The sequence below is a fragment of the Streptomyces microflavus genome, assembly GCF_014650075.1.
Lineage (GTDB): Bacteria > Actinomycetota > Actinomycetes > Streptomycetales > Streptomycetaceae > Streptomyces > Streptomyces microflavus.
In genome coordinates, this window is sequence record NZ_BMUG01000018.1 from 1 (window position 1) to 20,872 (window position 20,872).

Here is a 20,872-nt window from a genome sequence, read left to right on the forward strand (position 1 = left end):
CGCCGAACAATTTTTCCGGGAAAGCCCCGCACCTATGGTGCGGGGCTTTTCTGCGTTCAGGCGCTGCAGCAGCGTCGCTCCGCCCACCCCCGTGCATGGGCCGGCGGAAGCTGAGGGTAAGGTCGGGGAGCATCATTCGCACGTTCTTCACAGGAGGCTCCCGGGTGGAGGTCCAGGAGACTCGGGTCCAGACGGACCGGGTCCTCACCATCCCCAACATCCTCAGCATGGCTCGCCTTGTCGGGGTCCCGCTCTTCCTGTGGCTGATTCTCCGCCCCGTGTTCGGCGGGCCCAACAGCGATGGCTGGGCGCTGCTGGTGCTGATGCTCAGCGGCATCAGCGACTACCTGGACGGCAAGCTCGCCCGGCGGTGGAACCAGATCAGCAGTCTCGGCCGGCTCCTGGACCCGGCTGCCGACCGCCTCTACATCCTCTCGACCCTTCTCGGCCTCACCTGGCGCGAGATCCTGCCACTCTGGCTCACCGCGGCCCTCCTGGCCCGTGAGCTCATGCTGCTGGTGATGGTGGCAATCCTGCGGCGCCACGGCTATCCGCCACCGCAGGTCAACTTCCTGGGGAAAGCTGCAACGTTCAACCTGATGTACGCGTTCCCCTTGTTGCTGCTCAGCGACGGGAGTGGTTGGCTGGCTACTGTGGCCGCCATTTTCGGATGGGCGTTCGCAGGATGGGGTACAACGCTGTATTGGTGGGCAGGGATCCTTTACGTGGTCCAGGTCCGCCGGCTCGTCAAGGCGGATGAAGTAGCCGATTGAGCTCGTTGATGCGGTGCCGTGCAGTGTGGCCGGCCCGCGGTGTGATGACTTGAATGATGCCCCGACGGGCGAACTCGGCTGACCGTCGTCTCTTATAGGAGGACGTTTCCGACATGAAGGCCGTCGTGATGGCTGGTGGCGAAGGCACACGCCTTCGCCCCATGACCTCGAGCATGCCCAAGCCGCTCCTGCCCGTGGCCAACCGGCCGATCATGGAGCATGTACTGCGGCTGCTCAAGAGGCATGGGCTCAATGAGACAGTAGTGACCGTCCAGTTCCTCGCCTCCCTCGTCAAGAACTATTTCGGGGACGGCGAAGAGCTCGGGATGGAGCTCACCTATGCCAACGAGGAGAAGCCACTCGGCACCGCGGGGAGCGTGAAGAACGCCGAAGAGGCGTTGAAGGACGACACCTTCCTCGTCATTTCCGGTGACGCGCTCACCGACTTCGACCTCACCGACCTCATCGCCTTCCACAAGGAGAAGGGCGGCCTCGTCACGGTCTGTCTGACCCGGGTCCCCAATCCGCTGGAATTCGGCATCACCATCGTCGACGAGAACGGGCAGGTCGAACGCTTCCTGGAGAAGCCGACCTGGGGCCAGGTCTTCTCCGACACCGTGAACACGGGCATCTATGTCATGGAGCCCGAGGTCTTCGACTACGTCCAGGCCGATACCTCCGTCGACTGGTCGGGTGATGTCTTCCCGCAGCTGATGAAGGAAGGCAAGCCGATCTACGGCTATATCGCCGAGGGCTACTGGGAAGACGTCGGCACGCACGAGAGCTATGTGAAGGCTCAGGCCGACGTCCTGGAGCGCAAGGTCGACGTGGAGCTGGACGGCTTCGAGATCTCGCCCGGTGTATGGGTGGCAGAAGGCGCGGAGGTCCATCCGGACGCCGTGCTCCGCGGGCCGCTGTACATCGGTGACTACGCCAAGGTCGAGGCGGATGTCGAAATCCGCGAGCACACGGTCGTCGGGTCCAACGTGGTCGTCAAGACCGGTGCCTTTCTTCATAAGGCCGTGGTCCACGACAACGTCTACATCGGACAGCACAGCAACCTCCGGGGCTGCGTGGTCGGCAAGAACACCGACATCATGCGGGCGGCCCGGATCGAGGACGGCGCTGTCATCGGTGACGAATGCCTGGTCGGCGAGGAGTCGATCATCCAGGGCAATGTGCGGGTGTACCCGTTCAAGACCATCGAGGCCGGTGCGTTCGTCAACACCTCGGTGATCTGGGAATCCCGTGGGCAGGCGCATCTCTTCGGGGCGCGCGGTGTCTCCGGAATCCTGAACGTCGAGATCACCCCCGAACTGGCGGTCCGGCTGGCCGGCGCCTATGCCACGACCCTGAAGAAGGGGTCGACGGTAACGACCGCCCGTGACCACTCCCGAGGCGCCCGCGCCCTCAAGCGGGCCGTCATCTCGGCCCTCCAGGCCAGCGCCATCGACGTACGGGACCTGGAGAACGTACCGCTGCCCGTGGCCCGGCAGCAGACGGCTCGGGGCAGTGCGGGCGGCATCATGATCCGTACATCGCCCGGAGTGCCCGACTCGGTGGACATCATGTTCATCGACGAGCGGGGCGCCGACCTCTCGCAGGCGCAGCAGCGCAAGCTTGACCGGGTCTACGCACGCCAGGAGTACCGCAGGGCCTTCCCCGGCGAGATCGGGGACCTGCACTTCCCGTCCAGCGTCTTCGACTCGTACACCGGCTCCCTGCTCCGCAACGTCGACATCGCGGGCATCGCCGACTCCGGGCTCAAGGTCGTCGTGGACGCCTCCAACGGTTCCGCCGGGCTCGTCCTGCCGAGCCTGCTCGGGCGGCTCGGGGTGGACGCCCTGACGATCAACCCGGGACTCGACGAATCGCGGCCCACCGAGTCCGCCGAGACCCGCCGCGCCGGCCTCGTACGGCTCGGCGAGATCGTCTCCTCGGCCCGGGCGGCCTTCGGTGTCCGGTTCGACCCGGTCGGTGAGCGGCTCTCCCTGGTGGACGAGCTGGGCCGGATCATCGAGGACGACCGGGCCCTGCTGGTCATGCTGGACCTCGTCGCCGCCGAGCGGCGCAGCGGACGCGTCGCCCTGCCGGTGACGACCACGCGCGTGGCCGAGCAGGTGGCGGCCTACCACGGCACACAGGTGGAATGGACGACCACCTCGCCCGACGACCTGACCCGGGTGGGACGCGAAGAGACCACCATCTTCGGAGGAGACGGGCGCGGCGGGTTCATCGTTCCCGAATTCAGCAGCGTCTTCGACGGGACGGCCGCTTTCGTCCGGCTCATCGGACTCGTCGCACGGACCCAGCTCACCCTGAGCCAGATCGATGCCCGCATTCCCCGTGCCCACGTCCTGCGCCGCGACCTCGCGACGCCCTGGGCGGTCAAGGGTCTCGTCATGCGCAGCGTCGTGGAGGCGGCCGGGGACCGCAGCGTGGACACCACGGACGGCGTCCGGGTGGTCGAGGCGGACGGCCGGTGGATCATGGTGCTGCCCGACCGGGCGGAGGCCGTCACCCATCTGTGGGCGGAAGGGCCGGACGACGCCTCGGCGCAGGCGCTGCTCGACGAGTGGTCCGCCGTGGTGGAGAGCGCGGGCGAGTGACCTCGTGACGCCGGGTGCACCGGAACTCCCTGTCCAGGGCGTTCCGGTGCACCGGTGGGGCCATTCGGCGGCAGCCGTGGTGACGTGCGACGATGTGCGGCATGTCGCAGCAGCCCCCCGATCGGAGCACACCCTCGCCGCCCGCACGTCCCGACGCCTCCATGTCGCTGCTGAACAACGTGATGGACCACAGCCTCGACGACGGTTACGCGGAGGCCTCGGCCCGCCGCAGGGCCGACGGGAGCGCGGGGCTGCCCCGTACGCTCAAGTCGAAGCTCGGCCTCGCCGCCGGTCTGGTGGTGGCCGCCCTGGTGGTCACCCTCGGTGCCGCCGAGGCGCGGGTGTCGGCGCCGGTCGTGGCGAAGGAACGGGAAGAGCTGATCGACCGCATCAACGCGGAGACGCGGGCGGCCGACACTCTGGAGTCGGATGTCGACAAGCTCCGCACCGACGTGAGCGAGCGGCAGCGCAAGGCCCTGGAACGTCATGGCGGGGACCAGGGGGAACTGGTGGCCCTGCTGTCCGGGGCGACCCCGGTCGAGGGCCCCGGGGTGAAGCTCGTCGTGGACGACGCCAAGAACACCGATCAGGGCGGCGGCGGACCCCGTGAGTCGTCGAGCTTCGCGGACACGGGCCGGGTACGGGACCGGGACATGCAGCGGGTCGTCAACGGCCTGTGGGAGTCCGGCGCCGAGGCCATCGCCATCAACGGGCAAAGACTGACGGCACTGTCGGCGATCCGCGCCGCGGGCGACGCCATACTGGTCGACAACCGGCCGCTCGTACCGCCGTACACGGTGCTCGCGGTGGGGGACGGGAAGAATCTCGCCGCCGCGTTCCAGGACAGCGCCGACGGCCAGTACCTCAACGCGCTCAAGGAGAGCTTCGACATCCGCACCAGCTTGTCCGAGCAGGCGAAGGTGCGGCTCCCCGCCGCGCCGAGCCTGATCGTCCGTACAGCAGAGCCGAAGGCCGCCGGCAGTGATGCGGCAGAATCAGGGAAGGGCACATCGTGATCGCCGTACTGGGCCTCGTCGTGGGAGTCGTGGTCGGACTGTTGGTCCGGCCCGAGGTACCGGCGGTGGTCGAGCCCTATCTCCCGATCGCCGTGGTCGCCGCGCTCGACGCGGTCTTCGGCGGCCTGCGGGCCATGCTCGACGGCATCTTCGTCGACAAGGTCTTCGTGGTGTCGTTCCTCTCCAACGTCGTCGTCGCCGCGCTGATCGTGTTCCTCGGCGACAAACTGGGTGTCGGGGCGCAGCTCTCCACCGGTGTGGTGGTCGTGCTCGGTATCCGGATCTTCTCCAACGCCGCCGCGATCCGTCGGCACGTCTTCCGGGCTTGAGGCCGATGAACAACGACGAGAACGCGCACAGCCAGCAGCCCGGACAGCCGGCACAGCCGGACGCCGGTGTGTCCGGCGCCCCGGACGAGCCGGGGCAGCCGCCCGCCGCCGAGGAGGTCTCCGGACGCCAGAGGCTGCTGGCGGGCCTGTGGCCGCCCCGGCTGAGCCGGGCTCAACTCATCGTCGCCGTGCTGCTGTTCGGACTCGGCCTGGGGCTGGCCATCCAGGTGCGGTCCACCAGCGACGACAGCACGCTGCGCGGGGCGCGGCAGGAGGACCTGGTCCGGATCCTCGACGAGGTCGACGACCGGACCCAGCGCCTCGCCGACGAGAAGCAGCGCCTGGACGACCAGCGCACCGAGCTGGAGAACAGCTCGGACCAGGCCGAGGAGGCCCGGAAGCAGACGCTGGAAAAGGAACGGCAGCTGGGGATCCTCGCGGGTACGGTGGCCGCCCAGGGGCCCGGCATCACGCTGACGATCAGTGACCCGTCGGGCGCGGTCGCGGCCGACAAGCTCCTCGACACCGTCCAGGAGCTGCGCGCGGCCGGGGCCGAGGCCATCGAGGTCAACGGCGTCCGAGTGGTGGCCAATACGTACTTCGCCGGGGACGGCGGGGACATCCAGGTGGACGGCAAGAAGATCGACGCACCGTACGAGTTCAAGGTGATCGGCAAGCCGCAGGACCTGGAGCCCGCCCTCAACATCCCCGGCGGTGTGGTGCAGACGCTGGAGAAGGAACAGGCCACGGCGGTCGTGGAGCGGTCCGACGACATCGTCGTCGACGCCTTGCGACCGGCGAAGCGGCCTGACTACGCTCGGTCGTCGTCCTCATGAGTGCGCCGGGCCCGGGGGCCGGTGGACGAGGGCGCGAGGTTGCGGGGGGTCGGCGCACCGGATTGGTGGCGCGTGGTGGAAACTGTCGGGTGGATACGGACGTTGTGAAGATGTCCGGGTCGGCAGGTGTGTTCATTCAGGGTTCGTCCTGCCCCACGGGCGGGTCTATGTCGGTCAAGGGGAATCGCCCGTGAAGTTGTTTGCGAAGTTGTTCGGGAAGAGTGCACGCGAGGACAGCAACAGTGCTGCCCGCCACCGCGCTCCGCGCCACGGCCAGGGCGAGGAGCAGGAGGCGGAGCGTCCGCTCTTCCGCGATGAGGTGTCCGGTGACGCCACTCAGGCTGGGCTCAGCGTGTCGTCCGTTGACCCTGCCGGTGCCGGCCGCATAGGTTTCGGCGAACCATCAACCTCACGTACGGGTGGAGGGTTCACCCCGGAGGGCTCGTCGATGCCGGTCTGTACGAGGTGCGGTCACCGCAATGCGGAGGCCAGCCGTTTCTGCTCCAACTGCGGAGCACCGTTGCGGGGCGGTGTCCCCGAGCGCGCCTCGGAGACGACGTCCACGATCTCCATCTCCGGTCTTGAGGCGTACGAGGCCGAGGCGACGGGCCAGACGGCTCTGCCCTCGCTCTCGCCCGAGGCCCAGGCGGCCGTCGACGCGCTGCCCGGAGGCTCGGCGCTGCTCGTCGTGCGCCGCGGTCCCAATTCCGGGAGCCGTTTCCTGCTGGACAGTGACCTGACGACCGCCGGCCGTCACCCGCAGAGCGACATCTTTCTCGACGACGTGACCGTGTCGCGGCGTCATGTGGAGTTCCGCAGGGGTCCGGACGGTAGCTTCACCGTGGGTGACGTGGGCAGCCTCAACGGCACCTATGTCAACCGTGAGCGCATCGATTCGGTCCTGCTGTCCAACGGCGACGAAGTCCAGATCGGAAAGTACCGCCTGGTCTTCTATGCGAGCCCGCGGGGCGTGTGACCAGCCCCCGGACTCCGTCCGGGGGGACCCCCAGGAAGGCCCATGCTGCGAACACCGACAGGCGGTGCCGGTGACGGTACCGCCACCGCGGACGCGCGCTGGGTGAGCATCGGAACGGTGCTCACCCGGCTGCGCGACGAGTTTCCGGAAGTCACGATCTCCAAGATCCGCTTTCTTGAGGCCGAGGGGCTCATCGAGCCGCAGCGGACTCCGTCCGGGTACCGGAAGTTCGCTCCCGGCGATGTGGAGCGCCTCGCGCAGGTGCTCCGCATGCAGCGGGACCACTATCTGCCGCTGAAGGTCATCCGGGAGCATCTGGACGCCCTGGCCCGGGGCGAGCAGCCCGTGCTGCCCTCGCCGGGCGGTCAGCGGGACCTCGGCGACGGGGTGTGGGACTCCGGCCCCGGTGCGGCGACCGCCGCACGGATCGGGCGGGCCGAGCTCCTGGCGGCCGCCCAGGTCGACGAGGAGCAGCTGGAGGAGTGGGAGTCCTACGGACTCATCGTCGTGGCTCCCGAGGGCGGCTACGACGCCGAGATGGTGACCGTGGCCAAGCTTGTGGCGGATCTGGGGCGATTCGGCCTGGAACCGCGCCATCTGCGCGCCATGCGTGCCTCCGCGGACCGTGAGGCGGGGTTGGTCGAGCAGCTGGTCGCCCCGCTGCGCCTGCACCGCAATCCGCAGACCAGGGCCCATGCCGAGGCCACTGCGAACGAGCTGGCCGAGCTCTCCGTAAGGCTGCACGCGGCGCTCGTCCAGACGGCTCTGCGCAGCCGTCTGCACTGAGCTCGGGGGAGCCCGACTACCCAAACATGGCGAGCACGTCCTAGGGTTGCTGTGTGAACGAGCTCGACGTTGTCGGTGTCCGGGTGGAAATGCCCTCCAACCAACCGATCGTTCTCCTGCGTGAAGTGGGAGGCGACCGGTACCTCCCCATTTGGATCGGTCCTGGGGAGGCGACCGCCATTGCCTTCGCCCAGCAGGGCATGGCTCCGGCCAGGCCGCTGACCCATGACCTGTTCAAGGATGTGCTCGAGGCCGTGGGCCAGGAGCTCACCGAGGTCCGCATCACGGACCTTCGCGAAGGGGTCTTCTACGCGGAGCTCGTCTTCGCCAGCGGGGTCGAGGTTAGCGCCCGGCCCTCCGACGCCATAGCGCTCGCCCTGCGGACCGGCACGCCGATCTACGGCAGTGACGGCGTGCTGGACGATGCGGGCATCGCGATCCCCGACGAGCAGGAGGACGAGGTGGAGAAGTTCCGCGAATTCCTCGACCAGATCTCACCGGAGGACTTCGGTACCAACAGTCAGTGACCGTCCCGCAAGGGTGTCGTCAGCGCATCCGACAAGCCTTTCCCGGAAGCGAGACACGGGAAACCACCCTCAGGGTGATTATCACTCGGCGTGCCGAGTGTGGCGATCGTTGACGCACCCCCAGTGACTGCCTACCTTCGAGTGGGCAGGTCAAGGACGGAGGTCGGCGTGAGAAGCAGCGGCGACGGTACGGCGGCGGGTGGGCCGTATCCGCAGCACGGCAGTGGAGCCGACCACGCCATCAGGCAGCCGGTTCAGCCGGCCGCGGTGGCAGCGGACGGCGTGGCAGCGGCGAGCGATATCGGCTATCGCGGACCGACGGCGTGCGCGGCGGCGGGGATCACCTACCGCCAGCTGGACTACTGGGCCCGCACGGGGCTCGTCGAGCCCAGCGTGCGACCGGCCTACGGGTCGGGGACCCAGCGTCTCTACAGTTTCCGGGACGTGGTGCTCCTCAAGATCGTCAAGCGGTTCCTGGACACCGGGGTCGCTCTGCAGAACATCCGCACCACGGTCCAGCACCTGCGGGCCCGGGGTTTCCAGGACCTTGAGCGCATGACGCTGATGAGCGACGGGGCGACGGTCTACGAGTGCTCCTCGCCCGACGAGGTCGTCAGCCTCCTCCAGGGCGGTCAGGGCGTCTTCGGGATCGCCGTGGGGGTCGTCTGGCGGGACGTGGACGTGGCGCTCTCCCAGCTCCACGGGGAGCGGGTCGACACCGGTGAGACCCTCATCGGCAACAACCCGGCCGACGAGCTCGCCCGGCGCCGCAACCGCGCCGGATGAGCGGCTGAGCGCACAGCGCAGGACAGAACGGGACGGCCCGGCACTCCACGGAGTGCCGGGCCGTCCCGTTGTCAGTGGCGTAGGGCAGCATCGGAGGTGTGAGACCCGCGCCGACCATCCTCCACCTGGACATGGATGCCTTCTACGCCTCGGCGGAGCAGGCGGCCAAGCCCAGCCTGCGCGGAAAGGCGGTCGTCGTGGGCGGCCTCGGCCCCCGGGGAGTCGTCGCCACCGCCTCGTACGAGGCACGGGTCCTGGGCGTCCACTCCGCGATGCCGACGGCCCAGGCCAGACGGCTCGCGCCGAACGCGGCCTACCTGGTGCCCCGGTTCTCGCTGTACCGCACCGTGAGCGAGCAGGTGATGGAGCTCCTGGGGCGGCTCTCGCCGCTGGTGGAGCCGCTGAGCCTGGACGAGGCCTTCGTCGACCTGGAGGCGGGCGGGGTGGCGGACGATTCGGTGTCGGCCCGGGCGATGGGGGAGCGGCTGCGTACGGCCATCCGGGAGGTGACCGGGCTCAGCGGATCGGTCGGGCTCGCCGGATCGAAGATGCTCGCCAAGATCGCCTCCGAGCAGGCCAAGCCGGACGGCCTGGTGCTCATAGAGCCGGGCACCGAGCGCGAGCTGCTGGCCCCGATGTCCGTACGGACCCTGCCGGGCGTCGGACCCGCCACAGGGGACCACCTCCGGCGGGCCGGCATGACCACCGTCCACGACCTGGCGGAGGCCGGTGAGGCCGAGCTCGTACGGCTGGTCGGCAAGGCCCACGGCCACGGTCTCTACCGGATGGCGCTGGGGCTCGACGACCGGCCGGTGGTCGCCGAGCGGGACGCCAAGTCCGTATCGGTGGAGGACACCTTCGATGTGGACCTGCACGACCGGGTGCGGGTGCGGGGGGAGGTGGAGCGGCTGGCGGTGCGGTGCGTGGAGCGGCTGCGGTCCGCCGACCGGTCGGGGCGTACGGTGGTGCTGAAGGTGCGCCGCTACGACTTCTCCACCCTGACCCGCTCCGAGACCCTCAGAGGCCCCACGGACGACCCCACGGTGGTCCGTGAGGCGGCCGCCAGGCTCCTGGAGGCCGTGGACACCACCGGGGGCGTACGGCTTCTGGGCGTGGGCGTCACGGGGCTCGCGGACTTCACCCAGGAGGATCTGTTCGCGCAGGCCGCCGACGCCCGGGAGCTGGCGGCGCGGTCGGAGGCGCCCGAGAAGCCCGCCGCGGACGACGGTGAGCGGGGCGGGGGGCCGGCGGACAAGGAACCCGCAAGGGAGAGCGCCGAGCAGCTCGCCGCGCGTCGCTGGCCCGCCGGACACGACGTACGCCACGCGGAGCACGGACACGGCTGGGTGCAGGGGAGCGGGGTGGGCCGGGTGACCGTCCGGTTCGAGGAGCCCGGTGGGCCCGTCGGCCGGGTCGTCACGTTCCGCATCGACGACCCGGAGCTGAGCCCCGCCGATCCGCTGCCGCTGGTCCGCGACCCGGTCGACTACTCCTCCTGGCCGGCCAGCCTGCCGAAGTCACGGTCGGGGCCGCTCTCCGCCGCCGGAGGGGAGTCCAGACCGTAATGACGGTAGAGCTGCAGCTCCTGCTCCGGGGAGAGGTGCCGGCCGACGCCGAAGTCCGGCGCGCCCTTGATCAACGCGCGGTCGAAGGGGACCCGCAGCGTGTCCTCGACGAATTCGCTGGGTTCCAGCGGGACGAAGGCGTCCCTGCTGAACAGGCCGGTGCGGACGGCTGCCCACTCGGGCACCCCCGTCGCGTCGTCGAGATAGACCTCATCCACCGTTCCGATCTTGGTGCCCTTGCGATCGAATGCCTTGCGGCCGATCAGGCGGCGCGGATCGATATCGGTCTGCACGGTGCCTCCCACTGGTCGCAACTGCTCAGGGTGGACCCTGTCGCTCCACCAGCACCACACAAGTGCAGATCCGTGGTGTCGGCCACTCGAGAGCTCCGGCGCGATGGCCGCTGGTAGGCTGGCAGTGGCTGCTGACCCCGTGCGGGAGAGTCCTCCGGTGCAGAATCCGGAGGCGCCGAAGGAGCAAATCCTCCCCGGAATCTCTCAGGCCCCCGTACCGCACGGACGAGGTCACTCTGGAAAGCAGGGCGGGTTTCGTGCGGGCACATGCCGGGACGGACCCGACCCTCACCGACGGTGAAAGTCGGCACGCCCCCGGGCGCGCCGGTGAAGCTCTCAGGTTGAGATGACAGAGGGGGAGGCCGTTCGGGCACCCGCGCCGTGGTGCCCCTCGCAGGTCGTGACAGACCAGGAGGCCTCCACCATGACCCCCCGTCGCACTCCGCTCTCCCAGCTGGAGCAGGGCATTCCGTTCGAGCAGCGCCACATAGGGCCCGACGCCGGAGCCCAGGCGAAGATGCTCGCCCAGGTCGGCTACGGCTCCCTCGACGAGCTGACCGCCGCCGCGGTGCCCGACGTGATCAAGAGTGCGGAGGCCCTGAACCTTCCCTCGGCCCGCACCGAGGCAGAGGTACTGGCCGAGCTGCGGTCGCTGGCCGACCGCAACAAGGTGCTCGCCCCGATGATCGGCCTCGGCTACTACGGCACCTTCACGCCGCCCGTCATCCTGCGCAACGTCATGGAGAACCCCGCGTGGTACACGGCCTACACGCCGTACCAGCCGGAAATCTCCCAGGGCCGCCTCGAAGCCCTCCTGAACTTCCAGACGATGGTCGCCGAGCTGACCGGGCTGCCCACCTCCGGCGCCTCCCTGCTCGACGAGGGCACCGCGGCCGCCGAGGCCATGGCGCTCGCCCGGCGCGTCGGCAAGGTCAAGAACGGCGTCTTCCTGATCGACGCCGACACCCTGCCCCAGACCATTGCCGTGATCCAGACCCGCGCCGAGCCGACCGGCGTCGAGGTCGTCGTCGCCGACCTGAGCGACGGCATCCCCGCCGAGATCGCCGAGCGCGGCGTCTTCGGCGTCCTGCTCCAGTACCCGGGCGCCTCGGGTGCCGTGCGCGCCATCGAGCCCGTCATCGAGCAGGCCCACGAGCTCGGCGCGATCGTCACCGTCGCCGCCGACCTGCTGGCCCTCACGCTGCTCACCTCGCCCGGTGCGCTCGGCGCGGACATCGCGGTCGGCACCACCCAGCGCTTCGGCGTCCCGATGGGCTTCGGCGGTCCGCACGCCGGCTTCATGGCGGTCCGCGAGAAGTTCGCCCGCTCCCTGCCCGGCCGCCTCGTCGGCGTCTCCGTCGACGCCGACGGCAACAAGGCCTACCGCCTGGCCCTGCAGACCCGCGAGCAGCACATCCGCCGCGAGAAGGCCACCAGCAACATCTGTACGGCGCAGGTCCTGCTCGCCGTCATGGCCGGGATGTACGCCGTCTACCACGGCCCCGACGGACTGCGCACGATCGCCCGCCGCACCCACCGCTTCGCCACGATCCTCGCCGAGGGCCTGCGCGCCGCCGGCGTGGAGGTCGTGCACGGCACCTTCTTCGACACCCTGACCGTCAAGGCGCCCGGCAAGGCCGCGGACATCGTCGCCGACGCCCGCGAGCGCGGGGTCAACCTCCGCCGCGTCGACGCCGACCATGTCTCCATCGCCTGCGACGAGACCACCACCCGCGCGCAGCTCTCCGCCGTCTGGGCCGCCTTCGGCGCCGACGCCGACATCGAGGCGCTGGACGGTTCGGCCGCCGACGCGCTGCCCGAGGCGCTGCTGCGCTCCGACGACATCCTGACCCACCCGGTCTTCCACCAGCACCGCTCCGAGACCGCGATGCTGCGCTACCTGCGCAAGCTCGCCGACCGCGACTACGCGCTGGACCGCGGCATGATCCCGCTCGGCTCCTGCACCATGAAGCTGAACGCGACCGCCGAGATGGAGTCCATCACCTGGCCCGAGTTCGGCGCGCTGCACCCCTTCGCCCCGGCCGACCAGGCGCAGGGCTTCCTCACGCTCATCCGTGAGCTGGAGGAGCGCCTGGCCGAGGTCACCGGTTACGACGCCGTATCCATCCAGCCCAACGCCGGCTCCCAGGGCGAGTTCGCGGGCCTGCTCGCGGTGCGCGCGTACCACCGGGCCAACGGCGACGACCAGCGCACCGTCTGCCTGATCCCTTCCTCCGCGCACGGCACCAACGCCGCGAGTGCGGTCATGGCGGGGATGAAGGTCGTCGTGGTGAAGACCGCCGACGACGGCGAGGTCGACATCGCGGACCTGCGCGCCAAGATCGAGCAGCACCGCGACGAGCTGGCCGTGCTCATGATCACCTACCCCTCCACGCACGGCGTCTTCGAGGAGCACGTCGCCGACATCTGCGGCGAGGTGCACGACGCGGGCGGCCAGGTCTACGTCGACGGCGCCAACCTCAACGCGCTGGTCGGGCTCGCCAAGCCCGGCAAGTTCGGCGGCGACGTCTCGCACCTGAACCTGCACAAGACCTTCTGCATCCCGCACGGCGGCGGCGGCCCCGGCGTCGGCCCGGTCGGCGTCCGCGCGCACCTCGCCCCGTACCTCCCCAACCACCCGCTCCAGCCCGCCGCGGGCCCGGAGACCGGTGTGGGCCCGATCTCGGCCGCCCCGTGGGGCTCGGCCGGCATCCTGCCGATCTCGTGGGCGTACGTCCGCCTGATGGGCGGCGAAGGGCTCAAGCGCGCCACGCAGGTCGCCGTGCTGGCCGCCAACTACATCGCCAAGCGCCTGGAGCCGCACTTCCCGATCCTGTACAACGGCCCGGCCGGACTGGTCGCGCACGAGTGCATCGTCGACCTGCGGCCGATCTCCAAGGCGACCGGCGTCTCCATCGACGACGTGGCCAAGCGCCTGATCGACTACGGCTTCCACTCGCCGACCATGTCGTTCCCGGTGGCCGGCACGCTGATGATCGAGCCGACGGAGAGCGAGGACCTCGCCGAGCTCGACCGGTTCTGCGACACCATGATCGCGATCCGCGCCGAGATCGAGAAGGTCGCCTCCGGCGAGTGGAGCGCGGACGACAACCCGCTGGCCAACGCCCCGCACACCGCGGCCGCGCTCGGCGGTGAGTGGAACCACGGCTACAGCCGCGAGGAGGCCGTCTTCCCTGCCGGTGTCTCCGCCGCGGACAAGTACTGGCCGCCGGTCCGCCGTATCGACGGCGCCTTCGGCGACCGCAACCTGGTCTGCTCCTGCCCGCCGCTGGAGGAGTACGACAACTGACGCTCGGGGGGAAACGCCTGACATGCGTCGGGGCCGGTGCGGGGATCTCCCCGGGCCGGCCCCTTCTCCGTACAGCCTTGTCCGTAGGTGTGCCTCAGGCGGCCTTCACCACGCGGCCTGCCACCAGCGGCCGGTGCGGTGCGATGATCTGACCGTCCGGCAGCAGCTCGCCGGTGTCCTCGAAGAGCAGGACACCGTTGCACAGAAGGCTCCAGCCCTGTTCCGGGTGGTGTGCCGTCAGGCGGGCCGCCTCCCTGTCGGGGGAGTCGGCGGTGGGGCAGGGTGGCTGGTGCTGGCACATGGATGCGTTCTTTCGCTGCGTCGAGTCGAGTGTCCTGCGGCTGGATGAGAGGTTCATGGCCGCCCCCGTATCAGTCGGTCCGGTCCCAGTGTTGCCCTACGGGGTTGATTCCGCAGGGATTTCGCTGCAGCTCCCGTACTCCTCTCATGACGCATCACCCGCGCGGACGGTTCACCGCAACTGCACTGTCACTTCGGGTGGTTCGGGGTGGCCGGACCGGGCTAGTCCGAGTGGGTAAGAGGGAGCCCCCGCAGTGACCCGTTCCGCCGTCGGGCGTTACGGGCCACTGCGGGGGCCGGTGGTCCTCGGCCGCCGGTCAGGCGGAGCTGAGCAGCGGGCCGGGTGCCACCCGCAGGGTCATCACGGGCAGCAGATCGGCGACCCGGTGCGGCCGGTGCGCGGCGATGCCCGGCGGCGCCGGCGCCAGGGGCACCAGGACGTCGGCCGGGGCGAGCACACCGCCGGAGGCGTCTGAGGCGTCGTCCTCGGTGCTGTCGTGCAGCCAGAGGGTGAGCATGTACAGCTCGGGGATGGAGAGAAGTCTCGCCTGGTACGCCGTGGGCGAGGCCTCCGCCTGGCGGACCGCGAGCTCCGTCGAGGCGAGATAGGGGCCCTCGAAGAAGTGCGAGAAGCTCCAGCCGTCCGGGGTGAGCATGGTGTCCGCGGCGGCGATCGCGCGGCCTTCGCTCCGGATCAGGAAGCGCCAGGCCGCGAGGCGGGTTCGAGGTGCGGTCCTGGTCGGAGCGATCCGGTCCAGAACGTGCACGGGAAGCGGCAGTTCGGGGCTGAGCGGTCCCTGGACGGACCGGAGGGCGGAGGTGCGCGCCTCGCGGACCGCGGTGGGAGAACCGAGGGCCGCGAGAACGCTGCGCAGGGCGGGCGCGGGAGCCGAGGGGACATGCAGCGGCATAGTGGGTCGCCTCTCACTTCGGAGACACGGTGATGCGTGGGCGGGTGCAGACGGCGCTGTCGGCGTGCGGGGCCAGAGGAGGCCGGTGACGGGCCGGTTGCGTCAACTCTCTGCCTCGTCAGGCGGAGTTTATACGACACGTGTTCACTCAGTGTTTCCGCTAGCTGCCGGGGACATTTCGCGCAAGGCGACAACCGGACTTCGAAATGCGGTTTTCCTGGTGATTTGCTCGGCCGATTTCAGCCCTCGCCTGTGCCTCTTTCGGTGGCGCGGTCGGCCGAAACTCGTCGGTGATTCCACCACGCACTCTCCGGGCGAAAATGCCGATGGGTACGTGCCGTAGGAATGTGCCCCCGGTCTCCGTCATCCAGCCTATCGGGTTTCCGGTGCTCCGTGGGGCGTTACGGATCACTTCCACTGGGCATTATCGATCGTGATGCGCACGGCCCGGTCAGCGGGCCGACCACTGGAGGAGGGACCCCTAGATGGGGGAGAAGGTCGTGGCGGGAGCCGTTGACCTGTCCGATCGGCAGGCATACCGCTCCAAGCTCAACCAGTGCCTGGAGGGGCTGGGCAGACTGCTGGCGGAGCGGAGGTTCGACCGTCCGAGGAACCTGATGGGGCTGGAGATAGAGCTGAATCTCGCGGGCTCCGACGGCATGCCGAGGATGATGAATCAAGAAGTGCTCCAGCGCATCGCGAGCCGGGATTTCCAGACCGAACTCGGGATGTTCAATCTGGAAGTAAATATCGTTCCGCACCGGCTCGGCGGCCGGGTATTCGATCAGCTCTCGGAGGAGTTGCGGACCGGTCTCGCCTACGCCCACCGCAAGGCCGGCGAGGTGGACGCGGGGATCGTCATGATCGGAATCCTGCCGACGCTCGGCGAGCACGACGTGGTCTCGGCGAATCTCTCGGACGTGGACCGCTACACCCTGCTCAACGATCAAATGGCGGCGGCCCGGGGAGAGGATTTCGCCCTGGATATCGAGGGCGTCGAGCACCTGGTCTGCTCCTCGCCCTCGATCGCCCCCGAATCGGCCTGCACCTCGGTCCAGTTGCACCTCCAGGTGACGCCCGCCCGGTTCGCCGACGTGTGGAACGCGGCCCAGGCGATCGCCTCCGTCCAGATCGCGCTGGGTGCCAACGCCCCGTTCCTCTTCGGCAAGGAGCTCTGGCGGGAGTCCCGCCCCCCGCTGTTCCAGCAGGCCACCGACGTACGGCCGCCGGAGCTGGCCAACCAGGGAGTCCGGCCCAGGACCTGGTTCGGGGAGCGCTGGATCACCTCCGCCTACGAGCTGTTCGAGGAGAACCTGCGCTACTTCCCGCCGCTGCTGCCGATCTGCGACGAGGAGGAGCCGCTGCGGGTCCTCGACGAAGGAGGGGTGCCGGAGCTGGCCGAGCTGGTCCTGCACAACGGGACGGTCTACCGCTGGAACCGCCCGGTGTACGGGATGGCCGACGGCGTCCCGCACCTGCGCGTGGAGAACCGGGTGCTGCCGGCCGGGCCGACCGTCACGGACGTCATCGCCAACGCCGCGTTCTACTACGGGCTCGTACGGGCGCTCGCCGAGGAGTCCCGGCCGGTGTGGAGCAGGCTGCCTTTCGAGGCCGCCGAGGAGAACTTCGACGAGGCCTGCCGGCACGGCATCGAGGCCGAGCTGCTCTGGCCGCGGCCGGGCCGCTCCGGCGGACTCGCCAGGATCCCCGCCGTACAGCTGGTGCTGGAGGAACTGCTGCCGCTGGCCGCCGCGGGCCTCGACGCCTGGCACATCGAGCCCACCGACCGGGACCGCTACCTCGGGGTGATCGAGGAGCGCTGCAAGCGGCGGGTGAACGGGGCCTCCTGGCAGGTCGCCACCTACCGCCGGGCGCTGGAGGCGGGGCTCGGCCGGGAGGCGGCGCTGGCGGCCACCACCCGGCGGTACGCCGAGCTGATGCACGCGGGGGAGCCGGTGCACACCTGGCCGGTGGGGTTCCCGGCGCCCTGATTCCCGGCGCCCTGAGGCAGTTCCGTACGCGCACGGGGTGCCGCGGTCCTGTTACGCGGACGGGGCGGGCCCGGGCGGGGAGCGGGGCAAGGTGTGCGGCGGGCCGGTGGCCCGGCACGGGGCGGGTGCCACCCGGGCGGTTCGTACCGGCCGGGGTGCCACCCCGCCGGGCCCGCCGTCCTCACTCCTGGGCGGCGCGTCCGTTCTGCCCGGCCGTCATGATGGCCTGGAGGATGACCGCCTGGATCTCCACCGGGTCGCTCACCTCGTACCCGTCGCCCCCGGTGATCCGCGCGATCTCCGCCACCTCCTCCCGGTCGGCGTCCGGGCCCACCGCGATGGCGATGATCGGAACGGGACGCTCCGGGTCGGCGAGCTCCTTGAGCTCGGCGACCAGCGCACTCCGGGAGATGCCGTCCTCGTCCTGGTTGGAGCCGTCGGTGAGGATCACCAGGGCGTTGAACTTGCCCTTCAGATACGAAGATTGGGCCTCCTTGTACGAGGCCAGCATCGTGTCGTACAGCCCGGTCGCCCCGCCCGGTACGGGCTGCAGCCCCGCGAAAGCCGCCGCGAGCTTCTCCCGGTGGGTGGAACCGCCCTGGGCGGGGTCGCCCAGGCGGCGCGTCGGCATCAGCTTGCGGTAGTCCTTCTTGCCGTCCAGCGTGGTGGCGAACTCCCACAGGCCGATCTCGTCGTCCGCGGTGAACTGGGTGAGCGCCTGGATGAGCGATTCCTTGGTGACGTCCATCCGCGACTGGCCGCGTCCCGGCACCGGTGTGGACATCGACCCCGAGGCGTCGACGACCGTGGTCAGCCGGGCGCTCTGGACGGTGATCGTCCACATTCCCAGCATCTCCTGGAGATCCTTCGCCGACGGCGCCTCGGCCGCCGATGTGGCGTACGGCTGCGGAGACTTGCCGCCCGCCGCCGTGACGACGGCGTTCTCGGCCTCTCCGCCGGCGGGCCGGAACCCGTACCGGGCGAACACGGCCCGCGAGCCCGTGTCGTTGAGCAGGGTCATGAAGCGCAGTGCCGCCCGGGACTGGGCCAGGGTCAGCTTCTCCTCGTCGACCAGCGTGTACGGGTAGTCGAGCAGCGGGGTGCCGTCCTTCGGGTAGAAGAGGTTGAGCCTGCCGCTGCCGGCCGCCTCCGCGTTGTGGGTGAAGGCGGCCTGCTCGGATATCAGGACCGCCTGGTTACGTTTCGGATTGCCCTCCTCGGCGCCGGAGCCGCTCCGCGCCAGGGTCTCCAGCACCTGCGCGTCGCTGTCCGACATCCGCTCGGCCAGCACCTTCGCGGTCTCCGCGACCCTGGTGTCGCTGTCCCCGCCCTGCTGCCCGGACGAGGCGGCGATGCTGGTGAGGGCCAGCAGACCGGTGGCGCTCCGCGCCGGATCGGCCGCGCCGAGGCGGACCTTGTCCGACGTGAGGGCCGCGGTGACCACCTCGGCCCAGGAGTACGTCTTCTTCGGCCAGCCCAGCCGCTGCGACGCGGACGGCACCATGGCGAGACCCACCGGTGAGGAGGCCACCGAGTCCGAGGGGGAGATGGGGGTGCCCGTGCCGAGCCCCTCGGCCCGGTCCAGCCAGAGATCGGAGTCGGGCAGCCAGACCTGGAAGTCCGGGGCATCGCCGCCGCCCGCGAGCGCGTCGGCCACCTTGTAGGAGTCACGGGCCACCACGTCCACGTCGAGGCAGTGGCCGTCGGATCTCACCTCGTTCGCCAGGGCCTCCTCGGCTATGGCGCGGACCGCCGGTGCGATGTCCGGTGAGGCGGCCAGGGACAGGTGCACGGCGGAGTCCTCGCAGGACTCGGAGAACGACAGCAGGCCGCCCTTGACCGCCACCCCTGTTCCGGTCGCCACCGCGAGGACGAGCAGCGTGGCGATGGCGATGGTGCGACGCCGGCGCCGGGGAGACGCGTCCCCGCGTTCTTCCGGCGCGTAGGCATCGGGCAAGCTGTGACGTCCCATGTCGGTGGTGCCCCCTGAAGACGAACGATGAACGATGAACAAGGAAAAAGGGGGACCTCACCATCGGCGATGGTGGTCGTCCCCCGGCTTGTCGCGCATGATCTTCGTACCCGCATTCGAGACCCTAGCGGGGCGGTGGGTGGGATGAGACGCGATTGCAGAACAAAAGGCAGGTGTACCGGTGGAGGTGGGGCGCGTGGCTGATTCTTATCCCCAAGAGGGCGCATCACGAAGGATCTTGCGGTCGGAGACCGTGCTGGTCCTGGCGCTCTCGCTGGGCGCGAGTGCGGTGTCCGCGCTCATCAGTTTTGTCGGATCGCTGACGAAACCGGGGGGTTTGAAGGATCAGGCGGCGACGCTGAACGGTTCGTACGCCCCGGGCCGTCCATGGCTGGATCTGGCTTGGCAAATGTTCGGAATCGCAACGGCCCTGGTGCCGGTCGCCCTGGTGGCGCACCTGCTGATCAGGGAAGGGGCCGGCCTGCGGACCATCGGATTCGACCGCACCAGGCCGGGGTTCGACCTCGGTCGCGGAACCCTGGTCGCGGCCGGCATCGGCAGCGCCGGGCTCGCCTTCTACCTGGTGGCCCGGGCGAGCGGGTTCAACCTCACCGTCGTACCGGAGTCGCTGCCCGACGTCTGGTGGAAGTTCCCCGTACTGATCCTCTCCGCGGCGCAGAACTCCGTGGTCGAGGAGGTCATCGTGGTCGCCTACCTGTTGCGGAGGCTGGACCAGCTGGGCTGGACACCGATGGCCTCGCTCGCGGCCAGCTCCGTGCTGCGTGGCTCGTACCACCTGTACCAGGGCATCGGCGGCTTCGTCGGCAACCTGGTGATGGGCGTCGTCTTCGTGCTGCTGTACCGGCGCTGGGGGCGGGTGGGGCCGCTGGTCGTCGCCCATACGCTGCTCGACATCGGGGCGTTCGTCGGGTACGCGCTGCTCGCCGGGAGGGTGGACTGGCTGCCGACGCCGTGAGGAGGGGCGGGGCTTCCTGCGGGTGGCTTCGCAGGAAGCCCCGCAGGACGATCAGAAGGCTGTGAGCAGTTCCCCGTCGATGACGGTGACCGCCGTGCCCGTCAGCAGGGTGCGCCCGCCGCGCAGTGCCGTGCGTACGAGGCCCGAGCGGGCGGACGCCTGCAGACCGGTGAGGTCGTCCCGGCCGAACCGGGCCGACCAGAACGGGGCCAGCGCGGTGTGGGCGCTGCCGGTCACCGGGTCCTCGTCGATGCCGACCCCGGGGAAGAAGCCGCGCGAGACGAAGTCGTAGCCGAGGGCGGGGTCCTCGGCGGCGGCCGTGGCGATGATGCCGCGCCGCGAGTGGGCCACGAGGGCGGCGAAGTCCGGGGCGAGAGCCCGTACGGTCGCCTCGTCGCGGAGCTCGACGAGCAGGTCGCCGATGTGCTCACCGGTGTCGTGGACCGAGACCGGCTCCGCCCCCAGCGCCTCGGCGAGCCCGGGCGGCGCGGTCTCCTCGCGGAGCGGGGCGGTGGGGAAGTCGAGGGTGAGGGTGCCGTCCGGGTGGGCGGTGGAGGTGAGGATCCCGCAGCGCGCGGTGAAACGTACGGTGCCGGTGGCCCGCCCAGTGGTGTGCAGGACGTGCGCGGTGGCGAGCGTGGCGTGCCCGCACATGTCGACCTCGGTCGCCGGGGTGAACCAGCGCAGCGCCCAGTCGGCCTCGCCGCCCGGCGGCAGCGGGTGGGCGAAGGCGGTCTCGGAGAGGTTGACCTCGGTGGCGATCTCCTGGAGCCGTTCGGCGTCCGGGAAGGCGGCGGATTCCAGCAGGAGGACACCTGCGGGGTTGCCGGAGAAGGGGCGGTCGGTGAACGCGTCGACGATACGAATCCTCATGGGGCGACCGTAGGGCGCCCGCGCGGCGACGGACCAAGGCCAA

18 protein-coding genes and 1 riboswitch are annotated in these 20,872 nt (G+C 70.0%); of the genes, 13 read left to right on the forward strand and 5 right to left on the reverse strand.

Translation table 11 applies throughout. From position 1 onward, the window contains the following. Window positions 1-164 precede the first annotated feature (164 nt). The 10 genes from clsA to IE264_RS35425 all read left to right on the forward strand — a co-directional run bounded on the left by clsA (window position 165) and on the right by IE264_RS35425 (window position 10,203). On the forward strand, window positions 165-773 hold the full coding sequence (clsA, locus tag IE264_RS35380; RefSeq protein WP_032758974.1) for a cardiolipin synthase ClsA: 609 nt from the start codon (window positions 165-167) through the stop codon (window positions 771-773). Window positions 774-886: 113 nt separating this feature from the next. Further along, complete coding sequence (locus IE264_RS35385; RefSeq protein WP_015607273.1) at window positions 887-3,382, forward strand: mannose-1-phosphate guanyltransferase; 2,496 nt, start codon at window positions 887-889, stop codon at window positions 3,380-3,382. A 101-nt stretch (window positions 3,383-3,483) separates the two neighbouring features. Next, window positions 3,484-4,398, forward strand: a complete 915-nt coding sequence (locus tag IE264_RS35390; RefSeq protein WP_078618638.1) for a DUF881 domain-containing protein — start codon at window positions 3,484-3,486, stop codon at window positions 4,396-4,398. Then, the gene (locus IE264_RS35395) at window positions 4,395-4,727 is read left to right on the forward strand and encodes a small basic family protein (RefSeq protein WP_003970459.1); all 333 of its coding nucleotides are present in this window, start codon (window positions 4,395-4,397) and stop codon (window positions 4,725-4,727) included. The genes IE264_RS35390 and IE264_RS35395 overlap by 4 nt, the downstream gene beginning before the upstream one ends. Window positions 4,728-4,732: 5 nt before the next feature. Further along, window positions 4,733-5,563 (forward strand): DUF881 domain-containing protein, encoded by an 831-nt coding sequence (locus IE264_RS35400; protein ID WP_032758973.1) that lies wholly within the window; start codon window positions 4,733-4,735, stop codon window positions 5,561-5,563. A gap of 190 nt (window positions 5,564-5,753) precedes the next feature. After that, window positions 5,754-6,539: an FHA domain-containing protein gene (locus IE264_RS35405; protein WP_078618637.1), complete on the forward strand. Its 786-nt coding sequence runs from the start codon at window positions 5,754-5,756 to the stop codon at window positions 6,537-6,539. Window positions 6,540-6,581: 42 nt separating this feature from the next. Next, window positions 6,582-7,325, forward strand: coding sequence for a transcriptional regulator FtsR (ftsR, locus tag IE264_RS35410; RefSeq protein WP_015607269.1), 744 nt, complete (start codon window positions 6,582-6,584; stop codon window positions 7,323-7,325). A gap of 53 nt (window positions 7,326-7,378) precedes the next feature. Continuing rightward, a complete protein-coding gene (locus IE264_RS35415; protein ID WP_006123076.1) occupies window positions 7,379-7,852 on the forward strand; it encodes a bifunctional nuclease family protein in 474 nt (157 codons plus the stop codon). 168 nt (window positions 7,853-8,020) lie between these two features. After that, window positions 8,021-8,638 (forward strand): MerR family transcriptional regulator, encoded by a 618-nt coding sequence (locus tag IE264_RS35420; RefSeq protein WP_015607268.1) that lies wholly within the window; start codon window positions 8,021-8,023, stop codon window positions 8,636-8,638. A 98-nt stretch (window positions 8,639-8,736) separates the two neighbouring features. Further along, the gene (locus tag IE264_RS35425) at window positions 8,737-10,203 is read left to right on the forward strand and encodes a DNA polymerase IV (protein WP_032758972.1); all 1,467 of its coding nucleotides are present in this window, start codon (window positions 8,737-8,739) and stop codon (window positions 10,201-10,203) included. Here IE264_RS35425 and IE264_RS35430 read toward each other — a convergent pair. Continuing rightward, complete coding sequence (locus IE264_RS35430) at window positions 10,125-10,496, reverse strand: PRC-barrel domain-containing protein (protein ID WP_032759006.1); 372 nt, start codon at window positions 10,494-10,496, stop codon at window positions 10,125-10,127. The genes IE264_RS35425 and IE264_RS35430 overlap by 79 nt on opposite strands. 132 nt (window positions 10,497-10,628) lie before the next feature. Further along, a riboswitch (glycine riboswitch) is annotated at window positions 10,629-10,726 on the forward strand. 194 nt (window positions 10,727-10,920) lie between these two features. On the opposite strand from IE264_RS35430, the gene gcvP reads away from it, so the two are divergent. Further along, complete coding sequence (gcvP, locus tag IE264_RS35435; RefSeq protein WP_032758971.1) at window positions 10,921-13,806, forward strand: aminomethyl-transferring glycine dehydrogenase; 2,886 nt, start codon at window positions 10,921-10,923, stop codon at window positions 13,804-13,806. Window positions 13,807-13,900: 94 nt separating this feature from the next. Here the strand turns inward: gcvP and IE264_RS35440 are convergent, their stop codons facing one another. Together IE264_RS35440 and IE264_RS35445 are read right to left on the reverse strand one after the other, a co-directional pair. Next, window positions 13,901-14,107: a DUF5999 family protein gene (locus tag IE264_RS35440; protein ID WP_032758970.1), complete on the reverse strand. Its 207-nt coding sequence runs from the start codon at window positions 14,105-14,107 to the stop codon at window positions 13,901-13,903. 316 nt (window positions 14,108-14,423) lie between these two features. Next, complete coding sequence (locus tag IE264_RS35445; RefSeq protein WP_015607263.1) at window positions 14,424-15,017, reverse strand: hypothetical protein; 594 nt, start codon at window positions 15,015-15,017, stop codon at window positions 14,424-14,426. 485 nt (window positions 15,018-15,502) lie between these two features. Between IE264_RS35445 and IE264_RS35450 the strand changes: the two genes are divergently transcribed. After that, entirely contained in the window at window positions 15,503-17,008 is a 1,506-nt protein-coding gene (locus tag IE264_RS35450; RefSeq protein ID WP_015607262.1) for a glutamate-cysteine ligase family protein, read from the forward strand. Between the two features lie 181 nt (window positions 17,009-17,189). On the opposite strand, the gene IE264_RS35455 is transcribed toward IE264_RS35450, so the two are convergent. Then, the gene (locus IE264_RS35455; RefSeq protein WP_190167872.1) at window positions 17,190-18,980 is read right to left on the reverse strand and encodes a substrate-binding and VWA domain-containing protein; all 1,791 of its coding nucleotides are present in this window, start codon (window positions 18,978-18,980) and stop codon (window positions 17,190-17,192) included. 196 nt (window positions 18,981-19,176) lie between these two features. Here IE264_RS35455 and IE264_RS35460 point away from each other — a divergent pair, with 196 nt between their 5' ends. Next, complete coding sequence (locus IE264_RS35460) at window positions 19,177-19,956, forward strand: CPBP family intramembrane glutamic endopeptidase (RefSeq protein WP_032759003.1); 780 nt, start codon at window positions 19,177-19,179, stop codon at window positions 19,954-19,956. 51 nt (window positions 19,957-20,007) lie between these two features. Here the strand turns inward: IE264_RS35460 and IE264_RS35465 are convergent, their stop codons facing one another. Next, on the reverse strand, window positions 20,008-20,829 hold the full coding sequence (locus IE264_RS35465) for a PhzF family phenazine biosynthesis protein (protein WP_032758969.1): 822 nt from the start codon (window positions 20,827-20,829) through the stop codon (window positions 20,008-20,010). Between the last annotated feature and the right edge of the window lie 43 nt (window positions 20,830-20,872).